10 protein-coding genes are annotated in these 24,140 nt (G+C 75.4%); all 10 read left to right on the forward strand.

All coding sequences use genetic code 11. The features are described from left to right. The first annotated feature begins 68 nt into the window (after nucleotides 1-68). The 10 genes from eccD to CP968_RS32730 all read left to right on the forward strand — a co-directional run bounded on the left by eccD (nucleotide 69) and on the right by CP968_RS32730 (nucleotide 24,083). On the forward strand, nucleotides 69-1,469 hold the full coding sequence (gene eccD, locus CP968_RS32685) for a type VII secretion integral membrane protein EccD (RefSeq protein WP_150521408.1): 1,401 nt from the start codon (nucleotides 69-71) through the stop codon (nucleotides 1,467-1,469). Nucleotides 1,470-1,487: 18 nt separating this feature from the next. Continuing rightward, complete coding sequence (gene eccB / locus CP968_RS32690; protein ID WP_150521409.1) at nucleotides 1,488-2,972, forward strand: type VII secretion protein EccB; 1,485 nt, start codon at nucleotides 1,488-1,490, stop codon at nucleotides 2,970-2,972. A gap of 258 nt (nucleotides 2,973-3,230) precedes the next feature. Next, on the forward strand, nucleotides 3,231-3,566 hold the full coding sequence (locus tag CP968_RS32695; protein ID WP_150521410.1) for a hypothetical protein: 336 nt from the start codon (nucleotides 3,231-3,233) through the stop codon (nucleotides 3,564-3,566). Between the two features lie 100 nt (nucleotides 3,567-3,666). Next, nucleotides 3,667-3,987 carry a WXG100 family type VII secretion target gene (locus CP968_RS32700; RefSeq protein ID WP_150521411.1) on the forward strand — a complete coding sequence of 107 codons (321 nt, stop codon included), beginning with the start codon at nucleotides 3,667-3,669 and terminating at the stop codon, nucleotides 3,985-3,987. A gap of 151 nt (nucleotides 3,988-4,138) precedes the next feature. Next, on the forward strand, nucleotides 4,139-4,606 hold the full coding sequence (locus tag CP968_RS32705) for a type VII secretion system-associated protein (protein ID WP_150521412.1): 468 nt from the start codon (nucleotides 4,139-4,141) through the stop codon (nucleotides 4,604-4,606). A 55-nt stretch (nucleotides 4,607-4,661) separates the two neighbouring features. Further along, a complete protein-coding gene (locus CP968_RS32710) occupies nucleotides 4,662-8,210 on the forward strand; it encodes an AAWKG family protein (protein ID WP_150521413.1) in 3,549 nt (1,182 codons plus the stop codon). 85 nt (nucleotides 8,211-8,295) lie between these two features. Beyond that, a complete protein-coding gene (locus CP968_RS32715; protein ID WP_229886458.1) occupies nucleotides 8,296-8,769 on the forward strand; it encodes a YbaB/EbfC family nucleoid-associated protein in 474 nt (157 codons plus the stop codon). Beyond that, nucleotides 8,766-9,134: a hypothetical protein gene (locus tag CP968_RS32720; RefSeq protein ID WP_150521414.1), complete on the forward strand. Its 369-nt coding sequence runs from the start codon at nucleotides 8,766-8,768 to the stop codon at nucleotides 9,132-9,134. Before CP968_RS32715 ends, CP968_RS32720 begins: the two co-directional genes overlap by 4 nt. A 62-nt stretch (nucleotides 9,135-9,196) precedes the next feature. Then, nucleotides 9,197-20,809 carry a hypothetical protein gene (locus CP968_RS32725; RefSeq protein ID WP_150521415.1) on the forward strand — a complete coding sequence of 3,871 codons (11,613 nt, stop codon included), beginning with the start codon at nucleotides 9,197-9,199 and terminating at the stop codon, nucleotides 20,807-20,809. A gap of 199 nt (nucleotides 20,810-21,008) precedes the next feature. Continuing rightward, entirely contained in the window at nucleotides 21,009-24,083 is a 3,075-nt protein-coding gene (locus CP968_RS32730; protein ID WP_150521416.1) for a serine/threonine-protein kinase, read from the forward strand. Nucleotides 24,084-24,140 lie beyond the last annotated feature (57 nt).

Below are 24,140 nucleotides of genomic sequence, written 5' to 3' on the forward strand. Positions count from 1 at the left end.
CCCCAAACGGCGTCCCGCCGATGCCTGTTGGCCTGCCGACCGAACCCGGAGAGGCGTGAGCCAGACCGATGAGTGACAACCAGGTGGCCGGACTGTGCCGCCTGACCGTACGCGCCCCCGCCCGCACCGTCGACCTCGCCGTCCCCGCCGACGTCCCGGTGGCCGACCTGCTGCCCGCCGTCCTCGGCTACGCCGGGGACGACCTGGCCGAGGCCGGCATCGACCACGGCGGCTGGGTGCTCCAACGCCTCGGCGGCGAGCCGCTGGACGAAGAGCGCACCCTCGACTCCCTCGACCTGCGCGACGGCGAGACCCTCTACCTGCGCCCGCGCACCGAGGCCCTGCCCGAAGTGCACCTGGACGACCTGGTCGACGGCATCGCCACCGCGCTCCAGCGCCGGCCGCACGGCTGGACCCCCGCCGCCGCCCGCGTGACCCTGCGCGCCCTCGCGGTCACCGTGCTGCTCACCGGCCTGGCCGTCCTCGCCCTCCCGGGCGGCTCCGGGACCGTCCGCGCGGTGTGCGCGGTGGTGGCCGCGCTGCTGCTGCTCGCCGGGGCCGCGGCGGCCGCGCGCGCGGTGGGGGACGGCGGCGCGGGAGCCGCCCTCGGCCTGCTGGCCGGCCCCTACCTCGCCCTGGCCGGCTGGCTGCTGCCCGGCGGGGCCGTCACCGGCCCGCACGGCCAGGAGGGCCTGGGCGCTCGGCTGCTCGCCGCCTCCGCGGCCGGAGCCGGCGGCACGGTCCTGGCGCTGGCCGCGGTGGGCGCCTACGCCGCCTGCTTCCTGGCCCCCGCCGTGCTCGCCGCGTTCGGTGCGCTGACCGGCGCCGTGATGCTCACCGCCGGACTGCCGCTGCGGGAGACGGTCGCCGTGACGGCGCTGCTCGCCGTCCTCCTCGGTGCGTTCGTCCCCTCGTTCTCCTTCCGCATGGCGGGCCTGCGGATGCCACCGCTGCCCACCAACGCCCAACAGCTCCAAGAGGGCATCGAACCCCACCCGACGGGCGTGGTCGCCGCCCGCGCGGTCCTCGCCGACGGCTGGATGAGCTCGCTGTACGGGGCGGTCGGACTGGTCTGCGCGGGCTGCCTCACCGTCCTCGCCCGCGAACCGGGACTCGCCGAGGTGATCACCTCGGCCGTGCTGTCGCTGCTGCTCCTGCTCCACTCGCGCGGGCTCGGCAACGTCTGGCAGCGGCTGTCCCTGGTGGTGCCGGGCGTCTGGGGGCCGGTGCTGCTGGTGTGGACCGCGGCCGGATCGTACGCGCCCTCCGGGCGACTGCTGCTCGTGGTGGCCCTGCTCGCCGGAGCCGCCGCGGCCGCCATCGCCTCGTGGACCGTGCCCGGCCGCAGGCTGGTGCCCTACTGGGGACGCGCGGCGGAGCTGTTCCACTCGGCGGCCGCCATCGCCCTGCTGCCCCTGGTCCTGTGGGTGCTCGGTGTCTACGGGGCCCTGCGGTCCCTCAACGGCTGATCCGGGGGGAGCGCCACAGTGCAGTCGAAACGCGACCAGGTCCAGGCCCACATGTTCGTCATGGGCCGTCTCACCTCCGCCATGCTCCGCAGCGACCCGGACGCCCCGGAGAGCCCGCAGGGACGCACCAACCGCGGCATCGCCATCGGCGTCGTCATCGCCGTCCTGCTGTCGGCCGGAGCCTTCGTGTTCGGCCTGTTCAAACCCGGCACCAAGGACTCCTGGCGCCGGCCCGGCACCCTGGTCGTCGCCAAGGAGACCGGCTCGCGCTACCTCTTCCTGGACGGCCGGCTGCGGCCGGTGCGCAACTACGCCTCCGCGCGCCTGCTCGCCGGCGCCGACCTCAAGGTCGCCTCGGTGGGCAGCCGTTCGCTCGCCCAGACCCCGCGCGGCGCGCCCGCCGGCATCGCCGGCGCACCGGACACCCTGCCCGCCGCGGGCAGCCTGGACACCGGACCCTGGCAGGTGTGCTCCGGAACGCCCGGTGGCCCCGCGAGCACCGTCCTGGCGCTCGGCGCGCCCACCGAGGGCCGCGGACTGGGCACCGACGAGGCCCTGCTGGTGAGCGGCCCGGACCAGGCGGAGTACCTGGTGTGGCGCGGCAGCAGGCTGCGCCTGGACGCCGGTGCCCGGGCGGCCCAGGCCCTGGGCTACGACGCCCAGCCCCGCACCCGCGTCTCCGCCGCCTTCCTCAACGCCCTGCCCGAAGGCCCCGACCTGACCCCGCCGGCGGTCCCCGGCGGCGGCGCGGCCGGCCCCGAACTCGGCGGCCGCGAGACCCGGGTCGGCCAGGTCTTCCGCATCACCGTGCCCGGCTCGACCGCCCGCTACTACCTGTTGCGCCAGGACGGCCTCGCCCCGCTCACCGCGACCGCCGCCGCCCTCGTCCTGGGCGACCCGCGGACCCGCGGCACGGCGTACGCGGGCACCGCCCCGGCCGCGGCCGACCTGGGAGCGGACGCCCTGAACGGACGTACGGCCCCGCTGCCGGACGGCGGCGGCCCGGCCGCAGACCTGCCCGAGGCGCCGCCGCGGGCGGTGGCCCCCGCGGCCGGCACCACGGCCTGCGCCCGCATCGAATCGGGCGGCTCCGGCAGCCGGGTGAGCGTCGCGCTCTCCCCGGTGTCCGGTCTCGGCCCGGCCGCGCAGCCCGCCCCGGAGGGACTGACACCGGCCTGCACGGCAGTCGAGCGGATCACGGTCCGGCCGGGCGGCGGCGCCCTGGTGCGGGCGCTCGGCGCCGGCGGGGGCGAACTGGGCTCCACGCTCTACCTGGTGACCGACAGCGGCATGAAGTACCGGGTCGTCGGCGCCGACGCGCTCACCGCGCTCGGATACGCCCCGGGGCAGGCACGGGGCCTGCCCTCACCGCTGCTGGCGATGCTGCCGACCGGACCCGACCTCAGCCCGCAGGCCGCGGCCGCCGGCCGGGGGACCGCCACCGCGGCGCCCTGCACGGCCGGCGGCGGCGACCGGCCGGTCGACCCCGGGTCGCGACCTTGACCGGAAATCGGCGAACCGCGCGGGGAAATAAGACGTCTTCCCCGTGTAGTCGACGCAAAATGCGGTGCCCAAGGCCTGCCGAGGTGGATTCTCGTCCAGTCATCACAGAGAATCCTGAGGGCGGCCAGGGTCCGGCAGGCTGCAACCGGGCCGTACGGCGGCCCAGTTGTGCGCACGGTCCGCGGACGACGGCTGTCCCACCGGCGCCCATCCGGCGCCACCGCGGGACTCGGTGACAACCACCAGGAGGTGCGGCACATGGCAGGCTTCCAGCAGTCACAGGAACAGGCCACCCGGAACGGCATCATGGCACTGGAGCAGGCGTTCACCGGTGTGCAGAACTGCCGGCAGGACGTGGAGAACATGAAGTTCAACCTGTCCTCCGGTCTCAAGGGCTCCGACGGCAAGGCCTTCCAGGACCTGCTCAAGCTCTGGGACGACCAGGCGGAGATCATCTCGCGCAACGTGCGGGACATGGTCGACACCCTCAACGAGACGCTGCGCACGCAGGGACTCACCCAGGGGTCGAACAACGAGAGCATCACCACCGCGTACAACCAGTCGCAGTCGGTCTTCGACACGCTGAGCGGCTGATCAGGCCCTCCTCCCGGACCGGACCGCCGTCCCGGAGGGCCGGGCCCGGCGAGGACCGACTTCCGTTCCGTCCCCTCCAGTTGTGAGACGAGGCACCACGATGAGCGACTTCACCGACGGTCACATCTACGTCGACTACCGGCACATGTCGAACGCGGCGGACGACATGGTCACCCAGACCAAGGCCATCGCCGGCGTCCTGGCCAACCTGGAAGCCGAGCTCCAGGAGCTCAAGCAGACCTGGGAAGGCGAGGACCGGCAGGTCTACAACACCAAGCAGCAGGCCTGGGACAACGCTGTCGAGGCCATGAAGAACCTGCTGGCGAACCACTCCCGTCTGCTGACCGACGTGTCCGACAACTACCAGTACAGCGAGAAGTCCCTCACCCAGATGTGGGGGGACGTGCGCATCGGCCGCTGACCCGGCCCTCGGAACACCCACGTCGGTACGGGCCTTCCGGGCTCCGCGGGGCGCGCCGCGAGCGCTCCCCGCGACCCGGTGGCCGGCCGGGCGAAGGACGGCAGCGACGGCCGGAACGCCGGCGGGCGCACGAGCGGGATAGGAGCGGGACATGGCGGAGAACGCCCCGGTCAACCTGGACAAGGCCTGGCTGGAGAAATTCCTCAACGAGGACGTCAAGGAGTTCATGGCCGCGATCAAGAAGATCATGGGCGACGGCGTCGGGGCGGACGGCGTGGTCATCCCGTCCCTGGACTCCCTCCTGTCCACGGGAGACCACGGCGACTGGGTGCTGCCCGGTGCCGAACTGCCCCTCACCATCGGCGGGATGACCAAGGACGGCGCCACCAACGGCCAACACCTCAAGCAGGCCGTGGAAGAGATCATCGGCGCCGTCACCACCATCCTGGAAGACCAGAAGCGCCTCTTCGACGACATCGACGACAACCTGCGCACGAGCATCGAGAGCCTCTTCACCACACAGGGCGAGAACCTGGGCAAGATCGACGGGGCCAAGTTCAAGGACATCTTCTCGGACGTCGACGAGTCCCTCGGCGGCAGCAAGAAGAAGGACGACTAGCCGCCGCCCGGCCCGCCCGCCCCGCCGCCCCCGACCGAGTCCCCGGAGCCCGACCGTGCGCGAAGAGAACATCAAGCCGCTCACCTCCGACAACGATGCCTGGCATCAGGCCATCAAGCTCTTCACCGGCTACGACGCGCCCCAGCGGCACACCCTCTTCGACAAACTGGTCGGCAACGGTGGCATCCCGCAGATGAAGGTGGAGGTCACCAAGCAGTCGAGGGTGGACTACGCCGACCCCAACGACTTCAACTGGCGCGTGGAGAACGCGGGTTGGCGGATCGAGAACACCGACTTCGTCATCCCCTTCTACCTCACCGGTGGCGACAACCCGTCCAGCGGCGACCAGGTCTCCATGTACAAGGCGCGGATCACCCTGCTGGGCAACCAGGGCGACGGCCCGCCGGCCGGCGGCGTCGTGGAGGGCGGCGAGTTCAAGAGCCAGTACGACAACCACCTCGGCCTGACGGGCGACGCGGCCGTCTGGACCACCCAGCCCCTCACCCAGTACAGCTACGGAACCGGCCGCGCGCTGGAAGCGCTGCTGTTCGACAAGGACGGCACGCACGGCTTCCACTGGAACGGGAAGAACGTCAACAACGACCAGGCCGTCACCCTCGCGTCCTTCGACACCGCGGCCGCCGCCTTCGACCGGGTGGCCCAGTTCTTCGTCGACCGGCGCACGGAGGTCGAGGAGTGGGAGCGCCGCGTCGGCACCGAGAAGAACGAGGCCTGGCTCGGCCAGGCCGCCGCCGTCTTCTGGAACCTCGTGCACATCATCGGCAAGCAGTACGACGGCTACGCGAAGGACATGCGGCCCGCCGGTGTGACCGGGTCCAAGCAGGGCAACGAACTGCGCCAGGCCAAGACCGACTTCCGCAACGCGGCCTCCACCCTCCAGCGCAGCTGGGCCCGGTGGGAGTACATGGAGGGCAACCCGCTGCGCTGGCTGCACGACCTGCTCGTGGAGATCACCGACCACGTGTGGGAGCGCAACATCAAGATGATCACGTACAAGGTGCACGCCAACCGGTACGGGTCCAGCGTCACCTACCACACCACGTCCGGCTTCGACCAGACGGCCACCCGGTTCGGCAAGAGCGACAACTTCGGACAGCTCGACGACCTCGACACCTGGAAGAAGGTGGGGGAGCGGGCGATCCAGCTCTGGCAGGCCTCGGTCATCGAAAGCCTGGAGGGGCCCGCCAACGAGGCGCTGCGGCTGGTCCACAACAGCTGGAGCACCAAGAACTTCGACCTCGGATCCGTCCGCACCCGCGGCAACGCCGACCTCACCAGCACGTACAACGAGGACAAGGCCAAGAAGGACGCGAACCAGGCGAAGAAGGACGCGGACCAGGCCAAGAAGGACGCGGCGGAGCTCAAGGCGAAGCAGGACGCCTTCCTGGCCTGGCAGAAGGAGCAGGCCGCCAAGGCGGAGGCGGAGGCCAAGCGCAAGGAGTTGGAGGCCAAGGCGGAGCAGGAGCGGCGCGACAGGGAAGCCGCGGAGAAGGAGGCCAAGGCCAAGGCGGAACAGGAGCGCAAGGAGAAGGAGGCCGAGGCCAAGCAGCGCGAACTGGAGGCCAAGCAGGAGGCCAAGGAGCAGGAGGCCAAGGCCGAACAGGAGCGCAAGGAACAGGAGGCCAAGGCAGAGCAGGAACGCAAGGAGAAGGAAGCCGGCGCGAAGGAGGCCCAGGCCAAGGCCGAACAGGAGCGCAAGGAAGCCGAGGCGGAGGCGAAGGCCGGCCAGAAGGAGGCCGAGGCCGAGCGCAAACAGGCCGAGGCGGAGGCCAAGGCGGAGCAGAAGGAAGCGGAGCAGGAGCAGAAGCAGGCCGAGGCGGAGGCCAAGGCCGAGGAGAAGCAGCGCGAGCAGGAGGCCAAGCAGGAGGAGGCCCAGCGCAAGCAGGACGAGGCCCAGCAGCGTCAGGAGCAGCTGCAGATCGGCCAGGTCAACCAGGCCCGTGTCGACCAGGAGCGGGCCCGCAAGGAGCAGGCGCAGAAGGAGGCCGAGGCGGAGGCCAAGGCCGAGCAGAAGGAGAAGGAAGCCGAGGCCAAGCAGGCGGAGGCGGAGAAGGAGGCCGAGGCCAAACAGGCCGAGGCGGAGGCCAAGGCCGAGCAGAAGGAGGCCGAGCAGGAGCGCAAGCAGGCCGAAGCCGAGGAGAAGGCCCGGCAGAAGGAGGCCGAGGCCGAGGCCGAGCAGGCCGAGAAGGAGAAGGAGGTCCAGGCCAAACAGGCCGAGGCGGAGGCCAAGGCCGAGCAGCGGCAGCAGGAGCAGGAACGCAAACAGGCCGAGGCCCAGGAGAAGGCCGAAACCGTCCAGAGGCAGCGGGAAGAGGAGCAGGGACGGCTCCAGACCGAGCAGGAGCTGCGGCAGGAGCAACTGCTCACCGAGCAGGAGAAGCGCGAGGCCGAGCAGCGCGCCGAGGCCGAGGCCCGGCAGGCGGAGGCCCAGGCCCGCCAGCAGGCCGCCGTCGAACAGGCGCAGGCCGCCCACGAGAACGCCCGCGGCGACCAACTGCCCGGCGCAGAGCGTCCCGGCGGTGAACGCCCCGGCTCCGTGGACCTTCCGGGCGGGCAGCTGAACCCAGGTGACCTGCCCTCGCACATGCCCGGCCCCACCGGTGGGCCCGTCTACGCGGACAGCGGCCTCACCATGCCGGACGGCAGCGCGACGACCATCGACGACCACGGCCGGATCGTGACGCACCACCCCGACGGCAGTACCGTCACCATCGACCCCGACCTCCACACCGCGACCGTCACCCGCCCCGACGGCACCTCGGTCACCGGCCCCCTCAACACCGGCGACCTCCTCCCACGGCCCGACGGCAGCGTGTCCCACATCGGCGGTGACGGCCGCGTCGTGACCGACTACCCGGACGGCACGACCACCACCATCGACCCGCACACGGGCATCGGCATCACCACCCGCCCCGACGGCACGGTGATCAGCGGAGACCTGAACGGCGACGGCACGCTGCCCGGCGGCCCCGGCTCCCACTCCTCGCTCCCCGGACCCCACCGGTCGCCCTCCCCCGACGGCTCCCTGGGCTCGTACGAGGAGGAGCTGTACGACCACACACCGTACGAGCCGTCGTTCGCCGGCAGTTCCTCCGGCTCCGGCCCCGTGTACGGCGCCCCGGGCGACATGGGTACCCAGCTCAACACCGGCTCCCTGCCCGGTGCCGGCTCCGGTGCGGGCTCGGCGTCCGGCGCGGGCGGCGCCCCGGGGCCCATGGGCTCGCCGATGGGCGGGATGGGCGGCCCGATGGGCGGGATGGGCGGCGGTGGCGGGGCCGGCGGCTCCGGCACCTCCGAACGCGTCCGCAACGTCATCGACGACGGCCGGACCAACGGCGGCCAGCGCGGCGGACGGCCCCGCCCGGGCGGCCCCCGGGGCGGACAGGAGGAGAACGACGTCCGGGTCTCCGCTCCCCGGACGGCCACCACCGGCGCCACTCCCTTCACCCCGATGGGCGGCGGCGCCGCGCCCGGCGGCCAGCAGACGCAGAGCGGAGACCGCACCCGGGACGCGTGGGTGCATGAGGAGGAGGACGTCTGGGGCACCGACGAGGGCGGCGCCCCCGCGGTGATCGGCCGATGACCCCCGCGCCCGCCCCGACCACGCCCCCGACCCGGCCCTCGACCACCCGCCCGGGCACCGGCCCGGCAGACCGGAGGTACCACCGGTGACCGAACCGATCGAACAGCGCATCGCCCAGGCCATGGCCGAACTGGAATCCGTCAAGGCGGCCGTGGCGCGGGCCGAGGAGCAGCTGACCGACGCCAGCGCGACCGTACGCTCGCGCGACCGGTCCGTGGAAGTGACGGTCGGCCCGCAGGGCGAGCTCGCGGGGCTCACCTTCCTGGACGGCAAGTACCGTTCGATGAACGCGCCCCAACTGGCCGCGTCGGTGATGGAGGCCGTCGGCCGCGGACGGGCCCAGATGGCCCGCCAGGTCATGGACCTCTTCGACCCGCTGACCCGGCCCAGCACCACGGTGCCCGAACTGCGCGGCGTCGACATCGACTGGGAGCGCATCTACGGCTCCGATCTGCTCGACGAGGCCGGTGCCGGGCGTACGCGCCGTCCCGGGGACCGGCTGCGGGACGAGATCCACGAGGACGCGGACGACGCACACGGAGAGAGGGGCCGGTCATGAGCGGTGTGTACGAGGCGGACCCGCAGGCGCTGCGCAGGGCCGTCGAACGGATGCGGCGGCTGCCCGAGCTGGCACAGGGCCTCGGCCGCAGCTTCATCTCCGACGAGCGCAACTACACGCCGTGGCCGGGCTGGACGGACGACTTCGCCGGCCAGGTCCGCCCGGTCTACGAACGGAACAACGAGTACTGCCTGAACACCGGGGAGGTGCTGTACGAAGCCCTGGACGGGCTCGTGCGGGCCACGCTGGCGAACCTGTCGAGCATCGAGCGCACGCAGTCGGACTCCTCCGAACGGATCGCGGACCACCGGCGCAGGACCCCCGAATCGGTCTTCGACGACCAGGGCACCGGCGGTCGCCACTGAGGCGGCGCGGCACGGGGCAGACCGGCCCAGGGCGGCCGGGACACGGGTGAGCGGAGGTTCGGGTGCAGGAGATCAACTTCCCGGAAGACGTCCGGAGGATGCTCTGGATCCTCATCGGCGAAATGCCGTTGGAGGCACGGGAGAACCTCGCGTACAACAGCCGTGAGCTTTATCTGAGGTTCGGCCGCGGCATCCGCGAACTGCAGGACGAGATCCAGCTCTCCATCAGCGAGGCCGCCACCGCGCTGCCGAAGGACGTGGCCGACCCGTACGTCCGGGCGCTGTCGCTGCTCACCAACGACGGCGGGGTGAACCACCTCAACTCGATGGTCGACAAGCTGGACGAGATCGCCATGGGCCAGATCGACCACTCGATGCGCATCCAGCAGGCGAAGTGGGAGATCATCGCCGAGATCATCGCCCTCCTCATCGAACTGGCGCTGCTGGCAGCGCTGTCCGTGATCACCGGCGGCACCTCCGTCTCCCAGATGATGCTGGCGCGCGCGAGGAGCCGGCTGGCCGTGCTGTTCGTCGTGGACCGGCTGCTGCGCATGTCCCACTTCGCGCCCACCCTCACCGGCGCCATCGAGGAGGCGCTACAGGTCCTCGCCGTCCGGCTCGCCCAGATCGCCCTGAACCCGGGCGACCGCAAGCCCCACGGGATCGACTGGCAGGACGTGGGCAAGGGGGCCGCCTTCGGCGCCCTCGCCGGCGCGTTCGGAAGCCTCCTCGGCGGAGCCTTCGACTTCGCCGGCAAGTGGTTCAAGAAGAACGTCGACATCTTCGACGACTTCACCAAGAAGAACCCGTTCACGACGAAACTCTTCGACGGCTTCAACGACCTGGGCAAGGCCTTCGTCGTGGGCGCGGTCAGCGAGTCCGCGGCCGAGGTCCTGATCCGGGGCGCCTTCGACGGCGTCTGGGAGTTCAAGTGGGAGACCTTCGTCGGCTCCGGCACCAGCTCGATGTTCGAGGTGACGGCCGACGGGGCGCTCGGCGGCGGCGGTCTGTGGCTGCACAAGTGGCTTTTCGACCCCGAGGACTTCACCGATCTCAACCGGGTGGACCCGCCCGACGGTCCGGGCCCCCGCGGCCCCGGTGACTTCGAGGGCCCGCCGCGCTCCGGGCCGGTCCCCGTCCCCGTGCCGCCCCCCGCCCCGGTGCCCGTCCCCGTGCCGCCCGCGCTGCGGTCGGTGAGCGTGGGCGAGGACGGCCCGTTCACCGGCCCGCCGCCCCTCCCGACACCGCCGCCGCTCCGGCCCCCGTACCCGGTGGCGCCCGCGCCGCTGCTCACCAACGGTGCGCTCCCGCCCCCCGCCGCCACCGGGCCCACCGGCCCCGACCCGCGTCCCTCCGGCCCCAACCCGTTGCTCCGCACGCCGGACCCGCTGCCGCGCGTCGGAGCCCCCGACCCGACGGGGGCCGTTCCCGGGCCGCCGCTCGGCCTCCCGCCGTCCTCGGACCCGTCCCGCGTCCCGCCCCCGGACCTCTCCACGAACCTCCCGTCCGGCCTCACCCCCGACGTGCCGGTGGGCCCGTCGACCGCGCCCCCGTCGCCGTCCCCGGTGACGGGCGGCCGGGCGGGCGATCCCGCCGCGCGGTGGAGCCCCGCGCCCGACGAGCCCACCGGCACACCGGACGCCCCCGACGTGTTCGGCGGCCTCACCGGAGACACCGGCCCGGCCACCACCACACCTCCGCCGGGCACCACCGCCCCGGGGACCGGGGGCCGTCCCCTGCCGGTCGGCGCCGGACCGGGCGGTGGCCAGGACGGCCAGGCCCGGACCGCCTTCCCGGACCCGGATGCCGTGGTGGACACGGACACGGACACGACGTCGGACACGGGCGGCACCTCGGACACGGAGGCGCGGCCCGTCGGGCCCGAGCCGTCCGGGCACGACGCAGCCGGCTCGGCACCCGTCGTCGAAGGGCAGGGGCAGGCACCTCCCGCCCCGGCCCCCGCCGCCGATGCTGCCGTGCCCCGGCCCACCACGTCCGGCGGCACCCCCGAACCGCTCACCCGGGTCCGCGACTCCTCGGCCGACACCTCCGCCGCACCCGCCGACGACTCCGCTGACCGGGACACGGCGCGGCCCCCGGCCGCCGCACCGGACACCACGGCCGGTCCGGTCCGGCACGGCGGGCCCGCCCCGCTCACCGGCACCCCGGCCTGGGAGGCCGCGCGCGCCGCGGCAGCGCCCGTCACCCGTACGCACACGTGGACCGCCGAGACGGGGCCCGCGTCCGGCGATCCGGCACGGCCCGGCGAGGGCGGCCGCGCCCCCGTACGGTCCACGTTCGACGTACGACGGGTCGAGCACGAGGGCCAGGGGGTCACCGACGTCACCGTCCGGATCGCGACCGGGACGGACGGCCTGCCCGGGGACGCCTGGCACCACGTCCGCTCCGGGGCCGAGGCGTACTTCAACGCGCCGGGCCACCGGCTGCCCGGCGGCGACCTGCTCCACGTCACCGTCGAGCAGGTGGCGGAGGCCGCCCACCCGGACGGCGTCACCATCACCCCGGTCGGCCGCGACCTCCCGATGACCGCCACGCAGTGGTGGAGCGACGCCGACCCGGCCGACTACGCGGTCCGGATCGCCCAACAGCTCGGCCTGCCGCCCGAGGCCCCCGGCCGCCCGGCGCCCGCGGGCCTGACCGGCGGCCGGCTGGCACAGCTCGCCGCCCGTCTCGGGGACCCGGGCGCCACCCCGCCCGCCGAGGCCGCCCCGGACTCCGCGCCGGCCAAGGTGACCACGGTCGGCGGCCCGGCCCCCGCCGATCCGCACACCCCCGCGCCCCCGGAGCCCCGTACGACCACCGGCACCGGCACCGGCACCGGCACCGTGGAGGGTCCGGCGACCGGGCAGCCCGTCACCGCGCCCCCGGCGACCGCCTCCGGCACGTCCGCGCCGCAACCCGCCCCCGGCGCCGACCCGGCGGGCCCGGACGCCGAGGAGCCCGCGCAGGTCCCCGTACGGCTCGCGCAGTGGAGGCACCGGCGCCCGTCCGCGCCGGCGGCCCCGCTGCACCTGGACTGGTTCGACCCGGCCGCGGACCCGCTCGACGGGAGGCGCGCACCCGGCACGCTGCACGGCCGCACCACCCTGGTCCGCGCCCACGTCCGGCGCGTCCAGGCCGACGACGGGCGCTGGGTGCGCAACGTCGGCCTGCGGCTGCCGGTGCGCTTCGGGCCCGGCTTCGACCCCGCCGAGCTGCCCGCCTTCCAGGAGCGGCTGCGCGCGCTGCTCGCCGTGCACGCCAACCACGGCCTGCGCCTGCCCGGTTCGGGTGACCACCTGCACCTGGACCTCGCGCTGACCCACGCCCCCGAGCACGCCGAAGCCGTCGAGCTCAGCCGCGCCGACGCTCCGGGCCCCAGCGACCAGCTGCACATCCGCCTCGGCGGCGACCCCGGACACGACGACGCCGTGGCCCTGCACGAGATCCTGCACTACGCCGGGATGCGCGACCGCGGACGCGACCCCGACGCCCTGTTCCGCCGGCTGGCCGCCGCGACCAGCGGTGTGATGGCCGGCGCCGACGGGCTCCCCGCGACCGGCGCCGTCACCGAGGCCGACCTGCGCACCCTGGAGTCGGCCCTCGACTCCGGCCCCGTGGTGCGCGACCACCCGCTCACGGCGGAGGTCCCCGCACCCGCCGCCCCGGCCGCGGACGCGACGCCCGCCGACCCGCTGCCGCCGGACGAGCACGACGGCCGCTGGGAGTCCAGCCGGGCCCCGCGCGACTGGAGCGCGCCCCTCTCCGCCTACGCCACCGGGTACGGCACCGGCTACGACGGCACGGTCGGCCTCGTCCACGTCGAACCGCTCTCCGACACCGTGGTGGACGGACTGCACCGGCAGATCCTCACCGCCCTGGGCATACCCGCCGGCGCCCCCCAGGACCACCCCGTACGGGTCCAGCTCAGGGAGCGCGCCAACGCCGTCGAACTGGCCCGGCAACTGCCGTACCTGCGCAGCACCGGCCGGAGGTTCACCGTGACCCACCGGGGTCGCGAGCACACCGTGGACGTGCGGCTCGGCCTGCGGGACCCGGTCCGCTCACCCCGGTACGGCGAGCACAGCGTCGAGGACCCCGAGGGCCGCGTCGAGCGGCGCGGCCAGGGCGGCTCCGAATCCTCGGTGTCCCAGAACGCGGGGAACGCCCGCACGGTGCCCGTCACCTGGTCCGGTTCGTTCACCATCGGGCGGGAGGGCGTGGTCAGCCGCATCGACGCGGCGCTGGCGGCCACGCTGACCCACAACCAGTTCTCCACGAGCACCACCGTCACCTCGGCCGTCCAGACCATGACCGCCCAGCGCAGCAACGAGCTCTCGCAGCCCGTGGAGTTCGTCTCGGACTGGCAGATCCGGCTGGACCGGCCGGCGCCCGCCGTACCGGAGGGCGCGAACGGCGACCCGGACGGGAGCTGGGGCGAGGGCGAACGGCACGGACCGGTCACCGTCTGGTTCCCCCAGCACCTCGCGGTGGAGCCCAGCGGTCCGATGCCGGCGCCGGCCGCCCTCGACGACCTGCCGGTGTGGGGCGTGGACACCGTCCAGCAGCCGGCCCGGCTGCTCACCGAGGTCCGCGACGCCTTCGAGGACGACCTGTCGGACCTGTCGGACGCCTCCGCCGAGGAGCTGGAGGCCTTCCTGTCCGAACCGGTGCTGCGCGGCACCCTGCCGCTCCAGCGGGGCGGCGGCCTGTACTCCCCGGTCCTGCTCGACAGCCATGGCAAGGCGATCGGAGTCTTCCGGCTGACCGCCGTGGTCGAGCCCGATCCGGCCCCCACCCACCGCTCGATCGACGGCAAGATCAACCTGGAGGCGCACGTCTCGCAGACCGTCAAGGTGGACAGCTCCGTCAAGTACGCCAGCGGCATCGGGTTCGACGGCAGCCTCGCCCCGGTGTTCACCTCCGACACGGCGAAGGGCCACCCCGCGGCCTCCTCCCGCGCCCAGGGCAACATCACCTTCAAGGGCGGCGGCCGGTGGCAGACCAACACCGCACTGTCCAGCGGCGGCTCCGCCACCCTGGCACACGCCGTCCGCAGCAACCGCAGCCATCTGCTCACCCCGGCGCGGGTCACCTACCGGGTCACCCTCGTCCACGCCCGCGGCGGCAGCAGGACGCACCGGGCGGGCCCCTGGGACGGGGGCCTGCGGATGCGCATGCTCGCGCAGGCCGACGCGCTGGGCCGGGAGCACGCCCCCGGCACCGGACCGCGGCAGCTCCCCGACGAACTGGAGAACCTCGACGGGCTGGGCCTGTCCGCCGCTCCGCTGGCCGTCACCGGCGCCGAGCCGATGTTCCGGCGCGCCGAGGCGTGGCTGCGCGAGGAGGGGTTCCTGCCGCCGCTGCAGCGCCCCCGGGCGCCCTACGTGGAGGACGAGGAGCGGGCGCAGGCCCAGCTCACCAACCTGCGCCGCTTCGAACAGGCCCGCTCCGACGTGGGCCTGCGCGCCTCGGCCGACGCCCTGCTCGACGGCGGGGCGCCGCTGTGGCTGGACCTGCCCTCGCGCACCGGCGGCACCCGGCGGATCCAGCTGCGGCTGAGCGCCACCCGCGACACCGCCGCGCCGACCCGGCACCGCCGCACCCTGCCGGGCATCCAGGTCATGGGCATCTCCTCGTTCGGCGTGCCGGGCACCGAGTCCAAGGGGCGCTCCCACGGCTGGCAGCTCGGCTTCGGCGGCGGCCCGTCCGGCCCGGTCGGCGATCCGAAGTGGACCATCGGCGGCTCCCTCGACTACACGTACAGCCGGCAGGGCGCCGACACCCTCACGGCCGGTTCGGGCAACAACCAGGACCAGTTCTTCATCGGCAGCGGGCAGGACACCGAAGTCTTCGAGGTGCCCGCGCTGCTGTCCCTCGACCTGTACGAGGACGGCCCCCGGCCGAAGCAGCGCTTCGCCGACCCCGGAGCCCCGTCCGGCACGCGGCCCCGGCCGGCCGACGAGGAGCGCCCGCCCGTCCACACCGTCCCCGGGCGGCTGACCCTCGCCGTCCCGCACCACCGCACCCAGCCGGCCGGCACGGCACGCCCGGCGCCCGCCGCCGCCCGCCGGGTACGCGCCGTCAACCCGGCGGACCGGGCCCGCCTGGCCCTGACCGACGCGGCCGGCAACCCCGTACCCCACGTCGTCCGCCTCCCCGACGACGCCATCGTGGAGCACCTCGCCGGCTCGGCCGCGCTCATCGACGCCTTCGACCGGATCGTGACCGGCACCTACCCCGGCCACCCCGGCAAGGGCCGCGCCCACACGGCCTGGGACGCGACCACCGGAGTCGTGTCGGACCTGGCGAACCGGGCCGGCGGCATCTCCGACAACCTGGACGGCGCCGACCCCACCGACGAGAGCACCCCGTTCCGCGAGGCCCTGCGGACCGGCCTCGGCATCGGCAACCTGCTCGGCCGCGCCCACCAGATCTTCAAGGGCGGCTACGTCCTGGAGGGACTGACCCTGCCCGGCCTCGGCGCCGACCACGAGTTCTCCGTCGAACTCCAGGGCTACCTGCACGACCCGGAGCACGCGAACAGCGCGACCCAGTACCTGGAGACGGACGTCGGCGCCACCGACACCACCGCGCACCAGACCGGCACGAGCACCGCCCACCAGGGCGCCGGGGCCTTCACCGCCGCGCAGCGGCCCGCCCCGGCGCCCAACACGGCCGAGCAGGCCTCGAAGGGCGGGACGGGCAACGAGCGCCGGGGCGGACCGGGCAACGAACGCCGCGCGGCCGAGAAGGAGAAGCCGGACCCGGAGGCGACGACGCTGTTCAACCCCTCGGGCCGCCAGGCCCACACCCGCCGCACCGACCACGGCAAGACGGTCACCTCCTCCACCGGGGTGACCCGTACCCCCACCGAGGGCGGGGTGCAGCACCGCATCGGCAGCGGCGCGACGATCCTGATCACCGTCCGCCACGGCCGGCGCAGCCTGGCCGGCAACGCCCTCGGCATCACCGGCTCGCGACCGGTCACCCTCGCCGTCGAGATCCCCCGCGGCAGCCAGTTCCTCATGAGCGACACGCAACTCGGCCGGGACGCCGCGTGGTTCGGAGGCATCGGCTCCCTGACCCCGACCGCGCGCCCCGCAGCCGACCTGCCCCTGCCGGACCGGTTCGCCCGGACCGGGGAACCGGGACTGGCCGGCATCCTGTCGGTCCGGCAGTTCGCACCCGCGCCGCCCGCGGCCGTACAGAACGGAACGGGCCGGAACGGGGCGGGCCACAACCAGAGCGCGCCGCCCGCGGCCGGCTCGACCCCCGCCACGTCGCAGCCGGCCGCGGCACCCGCCCAGGCCCAGACGGGCCAGCACCCGCCCGCCCCCGTCGAGCGGCGCGACGCGCTGCGCACCGAACTGACCCGGCTGGTCGAGCGGGAGGCACCCGGCTCCACCGACCCCGGCCACGCCGCCTACCTGTCCGGCGTACGGACCCGGATCGCCGACCTCACCACCTCCACCGCCCTGCGCGCCCTGCCCGCACGCGGCCCCGGCCACCCGCAGCGCTTCCACTTCCTGCACGTCGCCAAGGGCGGTGCCCGGCTCGTCGAGGTGTCGCTCCAGGCCAGGCCCCGTCAGGACACCGCCGGACTGCGCACCGTGCGCGGCCGGCGGGCGGGCGCGGGGGCCGGTCAGGAACAGGTGCACATCCACGCCGCGTCCAACACCTCCGTCAGCGCCACCACGAGCCGCCAGAACGCCAGCACCTTCACCCCCAACGCCCGCTACACCCGACCCGCCGACGACACCCGCACCGACCGCACCGGCCCCGCCCTGACGTACACCACCAGCAGTTCCGACGCCGTCCGGAACTCCGCCACGGAGGAGGACCGCTACTGGATGCGCACCGACAACGCCGCCGACTTCGAGGTGGAGTACGAGTACACCGCCTCCGTCCGCTCCGAGCTGGTCACCGAATGGCCGCTCAACATCCCCGGCGGCATCGTCGAGGCCGGCGTGATCGGCTGGTCCGACGAGGACACCGGCTGGATCGAGTGGGCCCGGCGCACCCTGTTCGGCCGGCCCGAACGCACCGCGACCGTGCCCGCCCTCGTCACCCTGCGCTTCACCGGCAGCGAGGCCACCGATCCGCCCGTGCCCGTCGACCCGCTGCCCCCGAGCGTGTCGGCCGTCGACCCGAGGACCGCCACCGCACCCGCCACCGCACCCGCCGGCGGCCGCCGCATCGGCGACGGGCAGCGCATCGTGCCCGGCGGCCCGGCCCCGGTGTTCCACTTCAACGCCTACCGGGAACTCGCCCAGGCCCTCACCGAAGTGGCCCCGGGCCTCGCACCCGGCCTCGCCTCCACCTCGCTCTCCCAGTCCGCCGAGGCCGCCGCCGTCCGCATCGGGGAGCTCATCCAGGCGCGGACCATCGGCGTCGACCTGCCCCGCGCCACCGGAATCACCTCCACCATGCCCGGCGCGTACCCGTCCGAGGAGGACCCCGACGCCCCGCCCGGCCTGCGGATCGAGATCCGCAACCCCCGCAGGATCACCGACGCCGGGGACGTCACCCTGGACCGGCTGCGCCTGCCCGGCACCACCGCGTCCACCGCCCTCGCCGTCGGCGGCGCCTCCAGCACCACCCTGCAGACCGCCCATACCGCCGACCCGCTCGACTCCAGCCACCTGTTCGGCGTCGGTGTGCCCGTGCTCGCCCAGCAGCCCCTGACCCAGGGAGCCGGCTCGACCGTCACCGCCAGCCGCCGCGAATGGTTCAAGACCGGCGGCACCGCCCTGCCGGCCGACGGCGGACGCGGCACCCGCAGCTACGAGACCGTGGTCGACGTCCTGATCGCCGTCAACGGTCCGGGCGGCACCCGCTACGTCACCGGCAGCGCCGAAATGCGCCTGGCCGAACGCGACGTGCTCGGCCACGGCATCACCCCCGCCCGCACCGACCCGCAGGTCTACGACCTCCGGTCGATGCTGGCCGGGCAGCCGGCGGCAGACCTCCGCGACTGGACCAGGCACCCGCTCGGCGACCTGCCCGCGGTGCTGGCCGGCGCACTCGCCCCGAACGAGGACGCCGCACAGATCTGGCTCGCCACCGGACCGGACGCCGACGGCTCGCGCCTCGGTCGGGCCCTGTACGCGGCCTCCCGAACCGCCGTCCTCGCCGGCCGGCCCGTCGAGCTGGTCCTGCGGACCGACGACGGGCTCCAGCACTGGGAGTTCGCCGCGAACGGCTCGTTGGCCGGTACCGACGCGGCCACCGTCACCGCGTGGAACGCCCTGGCCGACACCGTCACCGCGCACAGCGACGCCCGGCGGGCGCAGCTCGCGGCCGGGCGGCAGGAGACCGGACGGCACGCGCTGCGGCCCGACGCCGTCACCGACCTCGCCGCGGCCGACACCGCACTCGCCACCGCACGGACCGACCTCCTCCACGAAGGCCGGATGCTGCGGGACGCGACCAAGGCCCGCACCCGGGCCCGGACGGCGCTGAGCAACGGCAGGACCGCGGGCGCCCGGGCGCGCGGCCGGATACGGCGGCTGGAGAAGGACACCGCCGCCGTGGAACGGCGGCTCGCCGCCGCCGCGCCCGGCGAGCGGGCGCTGTCGGTCGAGGCCCGCACCGCCGCCGCCGAACTGCGCCACATGACCCGCGGGACGGGAACCCCGCCGCCCGTCAGCGCGGCGGCCGTCCAAGCGCGCGAGCAGCGCGCCCGGGCCGCCCTGGCCCGGATCCAGGGCCTTCGCGGCCGACTGGACCGGCTCCGGACGGACCTGGCAGCCGCTCGCGCCGACGCCCGGACCGCTGAAGGGCGGCTGCCGGCCCTCGAAGGGGCCGTACGGGCCGCGCGGACCGCCGAGGGGGACCGCCGCAAGGACCTGCGCACCGCCACCCGCCACCGGGACCGGGCCGCCGGGCTGCGCCACCAGAGCCACCGGCGCCTGACCGCCATCGACGCGGCCGTCGAGGCCGCCCGACACGAGCAGACCCGACAGGCGGGGCTCCAGACCGAGGCCGCCCGCCGGCTGCCCGGCCTCGCCCGCACCCTCGGCGCCACCCGCCGGATCACGGGCGGGGGCCCGGTCCGGCCCGCGTCGTCCTCGGTGACGTCGATCCCGGCCCGCGGCCCGCGCACCGCGCTGGCCGCACGCTCCACCACCACCCCCGGACCGTCGCCCGTCCCGGCGGCCTCCACGAAGACGACCGGGACGACAGGGGGGACAGGGGGGACAGGGGGGAAGGACGTGGGGAAGGGCGTGGGGAAGACGTCGGTGAAGACGGGAGCGAAGGGCGGCGCGAAGACCGGAGTGACCGCGGGCATGACCACCGGAGTGAAGACAGGGCCGAAGACCGTGCCGCCGCCGCAGCCCAAGGGCACGGTGGGCGGCAGCCACTCCGGTGCCGTCACGGTCGGTACCGGTACCGGTACCGGTCCGGGCACCGGCACCGTCGGCGGTGTGGTCCCCGGGACCGTCAGCACGGACGGCGGCCCGTCGCGCCGTCCTCCCGCCGGTGCTCCGCTGCGTACCGTCGCGAACGGCGAGTGCCTGCTGTACGCGTTCCTCGCCTCCGCGCCCCAGGTGGTCCGCGACCGACTGCCCGGCCTGGCCGCAAACGACCCGGAGGCCTTCACCTGGCTCTCGGACACCACGGGGGTCCGCACCGACCTGTCCGCCCAGGCCACCGCGCTCTCGTACAACGGCACGCTGCCCGGGCACCGGCCTTCGCGGGCCGCCGTCACCGCCCTGCGCACCCTCGTCGAGGACTACCTGCTGCACGCCGCGGCCGGGCAGCCGCTGCCGGACCAGGTGCTGCTCCAGCTGCGGGCCTCCACCGCCGGCCCATTCGCCCGCCTCCTGCGCGCGCCGACGACGACCCGGGCCGACCTGACGGCGCTCGCCCGGGCCCACGGGGTCGCCAACCCCGCCCTGCTGAACGACGCCGCACTGCGCACCGCACTGGAGAACGCCTACTGGTCGAGCACCGCTCCGCCGAGCACCGCCGAACTCCAAGGAATGCTGGGCGCGGTGCGGACCTGGGAGACGAGTTGGGCCGGAGACCACGGGGACGTCTTCCTGATGCTGACCGCGCACGCCCTCGGGGTCGGCGTCGACGTCGCGCAGTGGGACCTGGACGGCAACCCGCCCGTCGTCCCGGACCGGTACGGTCCCGCGGGCGGGCCCGTCGTCGAGGTCCACTACTCGCCCCGACTGCGGCACTATCAGGGCAGCACCGCCCTGCCGGCGCCCGCGCCCGCAGTCGGCCCGGTGGTCACACCCGTCCCTCCCTTCGCGCCCGTCCCGACCCGCACCGCCGGCGAGGCGCTGACCGCCCTCGCCCGGTCGGCGGGGGCCCAAGGGGTGGACACAGACGACGCCCTGCGGGCTGCGCTGGCCTCCCCGGACGTGGTCCGGCTGCTGGACCGGGCCCGCCCCGTCCCGTTGCCGGAACTCACCCGCGCGGGCGTGGTCCCCACCGCCGGACAGACCGCCCAGGCCGTGCTGCTCGGGCGCGCCTCGACCGTCGACGAGCTGGGGCTGACACCGCTCCAGCACCTGCGCTGGCTGCTGGACGGCGCCCGTGACACCAAGGCGCTCGTGGCGGTGTGGGAAGCCGTCGCACGGTCCCTGGGGGTCGAACCGGGGACCGCCCCGCTGAACCAGGACGGCACGGCGTACGTGGTCACAGGAGGTACGCCATGACGGGCCCGCACCCCCCACCAGCGGCACCGACGGCGGCCGCAGCCTTAACGCCGCCGTCAACTGCAAGACGCACGAGCAAGGTTGACTCGCACAGCCGGTCGAACGCCGTCCGGCCGGCCCGGATCGGAACGATGACGACAGCGATGACGACGACCAGCCACGAGGGCCGCGCCGCGGCGACGGACGGGGACCGCCGGTGATGCTCTGGAACCGACGCAGGGACGAGGGCACCCCGCCGGGCGGCCCGAACGAGGAGCGCGCGGCCGGGGGTACGGGCTTCCTCGTGGAGGAGTACGACCGGGTCCTGCTGCTCCGGCAGCCGTCCGACGAACTGCTCGGTCCGCAGGAGATCGCCGACCTCGTCCGGTGCGCCGAGTCGGACGACCCCGGCACCGTCACCGTGGTCGCCGGCGCCGACGAGGAGTCCTCCGCCGCGCTGTGGCCCCGGCTCGGAACCCTGCTCGACTGGGTCCGCGACGAGGGCGCCACCGCCGTACGGCTGGTCATGTCCGGCTCCGGCGACGGCCGGCCCGGAGCCCGTCCGGCGGTGGCCCAACGCATCGCCGACGCCTGGGAGCTGGAGGTCGTCGCCCCGGACGGCACGGTGCTCTGCGTGCCCGGCGGCGGACTCTTCGTCCACGGGCCGCCCGGCGGGGAGGCCGCCGGGGAGCGCGGCTGGTGGCGCTTCCGGCCGGGTGCGGCGCCCGTCCCGCTGGGCCTGCGGCAGCCCGTACCGGCCTGGCAGCCCGGCCGTCTGCCGTCCCGCACCCGAGGCGGCTGCGTCGTCGAGGAGATCCCGGCGGGCGTCCTCATCCGCTCCGACGGCGGCTCGGCTCCGCAGCCCGGCGACCTCTACCACGCGGTCCCGATGGACGACCGGGGCCCGCTCCTCGTGCTGGGAGTACCGGACGGCGAAGAGGTGGGCGCCGAGGACGTGTCCGACGTGGTCGCCGCCTTGCCCGACACCGCACGCTCCGCGCTGCGCGTCGCCCCGGGCGGCCGGCGCGACGCACTGGGCGCCGGGCGGGCCGTCGCCGAACTGGTCGGCGCCGGCGTCGTCGTCCACAGCGGCCTGCCGCTGCTCACCGGGTCGGATCCGGACTCCGAAGGGACCGTGCGGTCCGTGGTGGTCGGCCGGGACGGCGCCCCGCGCTGGCAACCCTTCGTCGACTCGGTGCTCTGCGCCCCCGGCGTGACGGAGCCGACGCTGCTGGAGTGGAGCCCGCCGCTGCCGCGCCGGGAAGCGGCCGGGCACGGGGTGGTGCACCTGTCGGACCGCTGGCAGGTCGCCGTGAGCCGGGCGGGCCTGCTGGTCGGCGCCCGGGACGGCGCGGTACGGCCCTTGGCGGACCTCCCGGTGGACGCGGACGGTCCGGCGATCGAGGTGGGAATCCCGGGCGAGGAGCTGGACCCCTCGCTGTGGCCGGCCCTGTCCGAGCTGCTCGACGGGCTGGATCCCGACGTGTGCACCAGGGCCCGGCTGCACGTGCACGGCAAGGCGTCGGACGGCGGCCGCGAACTGCGCCGCCTGGCAGCCCTGCACGGGCTCCGCAGCGTGCGCTTCGCCTCCTTCGGCCGCCAGGCCCAGGGCGCGGCCCGAGCCCAGGGCGCGCCCCGGTCCGCCGGGACACCGCGCACCGAGACCGCCGCAGCACCGTCCCCGGCCGTCGCGAGCCCGGCCGCGGCTGCCGTGGCCGCCCCGGCGGGCGCACCGGCGCCCGACGCGGGTGCGCGGGCACCGGCCGGGCCCGCGGTGAACGGATCGGCCGGCGGTACGGCGCCCGGCCCGGCCGCCGGTACGCCGGTCGTACCCGCCGTGCCGGTCGTGACGGGCTCCGGGCCCGGAACGGTGCTCGGTGCGGTGCCCGGTGGGGGTACCGAGACGGCGCCGGTACCGGCCGCCGGGGCTCCGGTCGCGGCCGGTGGGCCCCGGAGGGGCGACGGCGTCGCCTCCCGCCCCGCGACGGAGCCGGTACCGGCCCTGCGGTCCGTGCCCCTCCCCGCCACCGGTTCGGACCCGCTCGCGGGCCCCGGCACGGCGGGCGGAGCGGACCCAGGGCGGGCCGGTGCGCCGAACGCCCCGCGGCCCGTGGTCACCACCGCCGCCGCCCCCCTTCCGGATCCCGCAGCCGCGGCGCGCACCGCCGGTGCGCCCGCCCCGGCCGCGCGCCCGACGGCGGGTGCGGCCGGCGGCGGCGCGGTGGCCTCGGGCGGCGCCCCGGCGGCCGCCGGTCCGGGCCGTGTGCGGGCCGGCGGGGCACCGGGCCACGGCGCACCCCGTACGGACCCCTCGGCCGGCCCGCCCGCGACGCCCGTCGCGCCGCCGGTCCCGCCCGCCCCGGACCGGGCCCCCGACCCGGTTCCCGACCCCGCGCCCGCCACGCGACCCGCCATCGGGCTGGAGAGCGCGCCCTCCCCGGTGCCCGCGGTCCCGCCGCACCCGCGTCCGGCCGCGGCCCCCGCCGCCCCGGCACCGTCGTCGGCGCTGTCCCGGGGACCGCTGCCCCCGGTGCCCGTGCTGCCGGAGCACCACAGCACCGAGGCCGAGCGCACGGCGTTCCGTACGCTCACCGACACCGCCTGGGAACGCCACGCGGCCGCCGTGGCCCGCACGCTGACCCGGCTCCCCGCACTGCGGGGGGCCGAACAGGCCGCCGCCCGAGCCGACCTGGTGGCCCTGCTGCTCTACCTCGGCCCTCCGGACGAGCCGTTCGGCCACCGCGAGCTGGACCGGGCCCTGCGCGCCGGCGGCGGCCGGCTCCTGCCGTACGCCGCCTGCGCCGCGTCCGCGCTCCGCCGCATGCCGTCCTTCCGGGGACTGGCGCTGCGGGGCTCGGCGCCCGGGCGCGAGGTCGAACCGCCGAGGCCCGGCACCGTCCTGCGCGACCCGGCCGCGGTGAGCGCACTGCCGTACGGCGCGGCGGGACCGGAGCCGGGCAACGCCCGGTTCGCGATCTGGTCGGTGACCGGCCGCCGGGTCCGGCAGCTCTTCGGCGCCGCGGGCTCCTCCGCCGCGCACGACGAGGTCGTCTTCGCCCCGGGCACCGCCTTCCGCGTGCTCGACGTACGGTCGGACGGCCCCGAGCCGCTGGTCCTGTTGCGACAGCTGTCCGTCGCGGCCTCCGCCGCGCCCCCGGCCCGGTACGCGGAACCGGACGCCGAGGACCGCGCGGTGCTCGCGCGCCTCGACGAGGCCCTGGGCGCACGCCCCGCCGCCCCGACGGCCGGGTTCGCCTGGCCCGAGCGGTGCGCGGGCCCGCTGGGGGAGGCCTGACCGGGCCGGCCGATCCCCCGCACGGGCCGGGCCCGCCCCGGCCCGCCCACGAGAAGA

Origin of the sequence: Streptomyces subrutilus, assembly GCF_008704535.1 — a bacterium.
GTDB lineage: Bacteria > Actinomycetota > Actinomycetes > Streptomycetales > Streptomycetaceae > Streptomyces > Streptomyces subrutilus.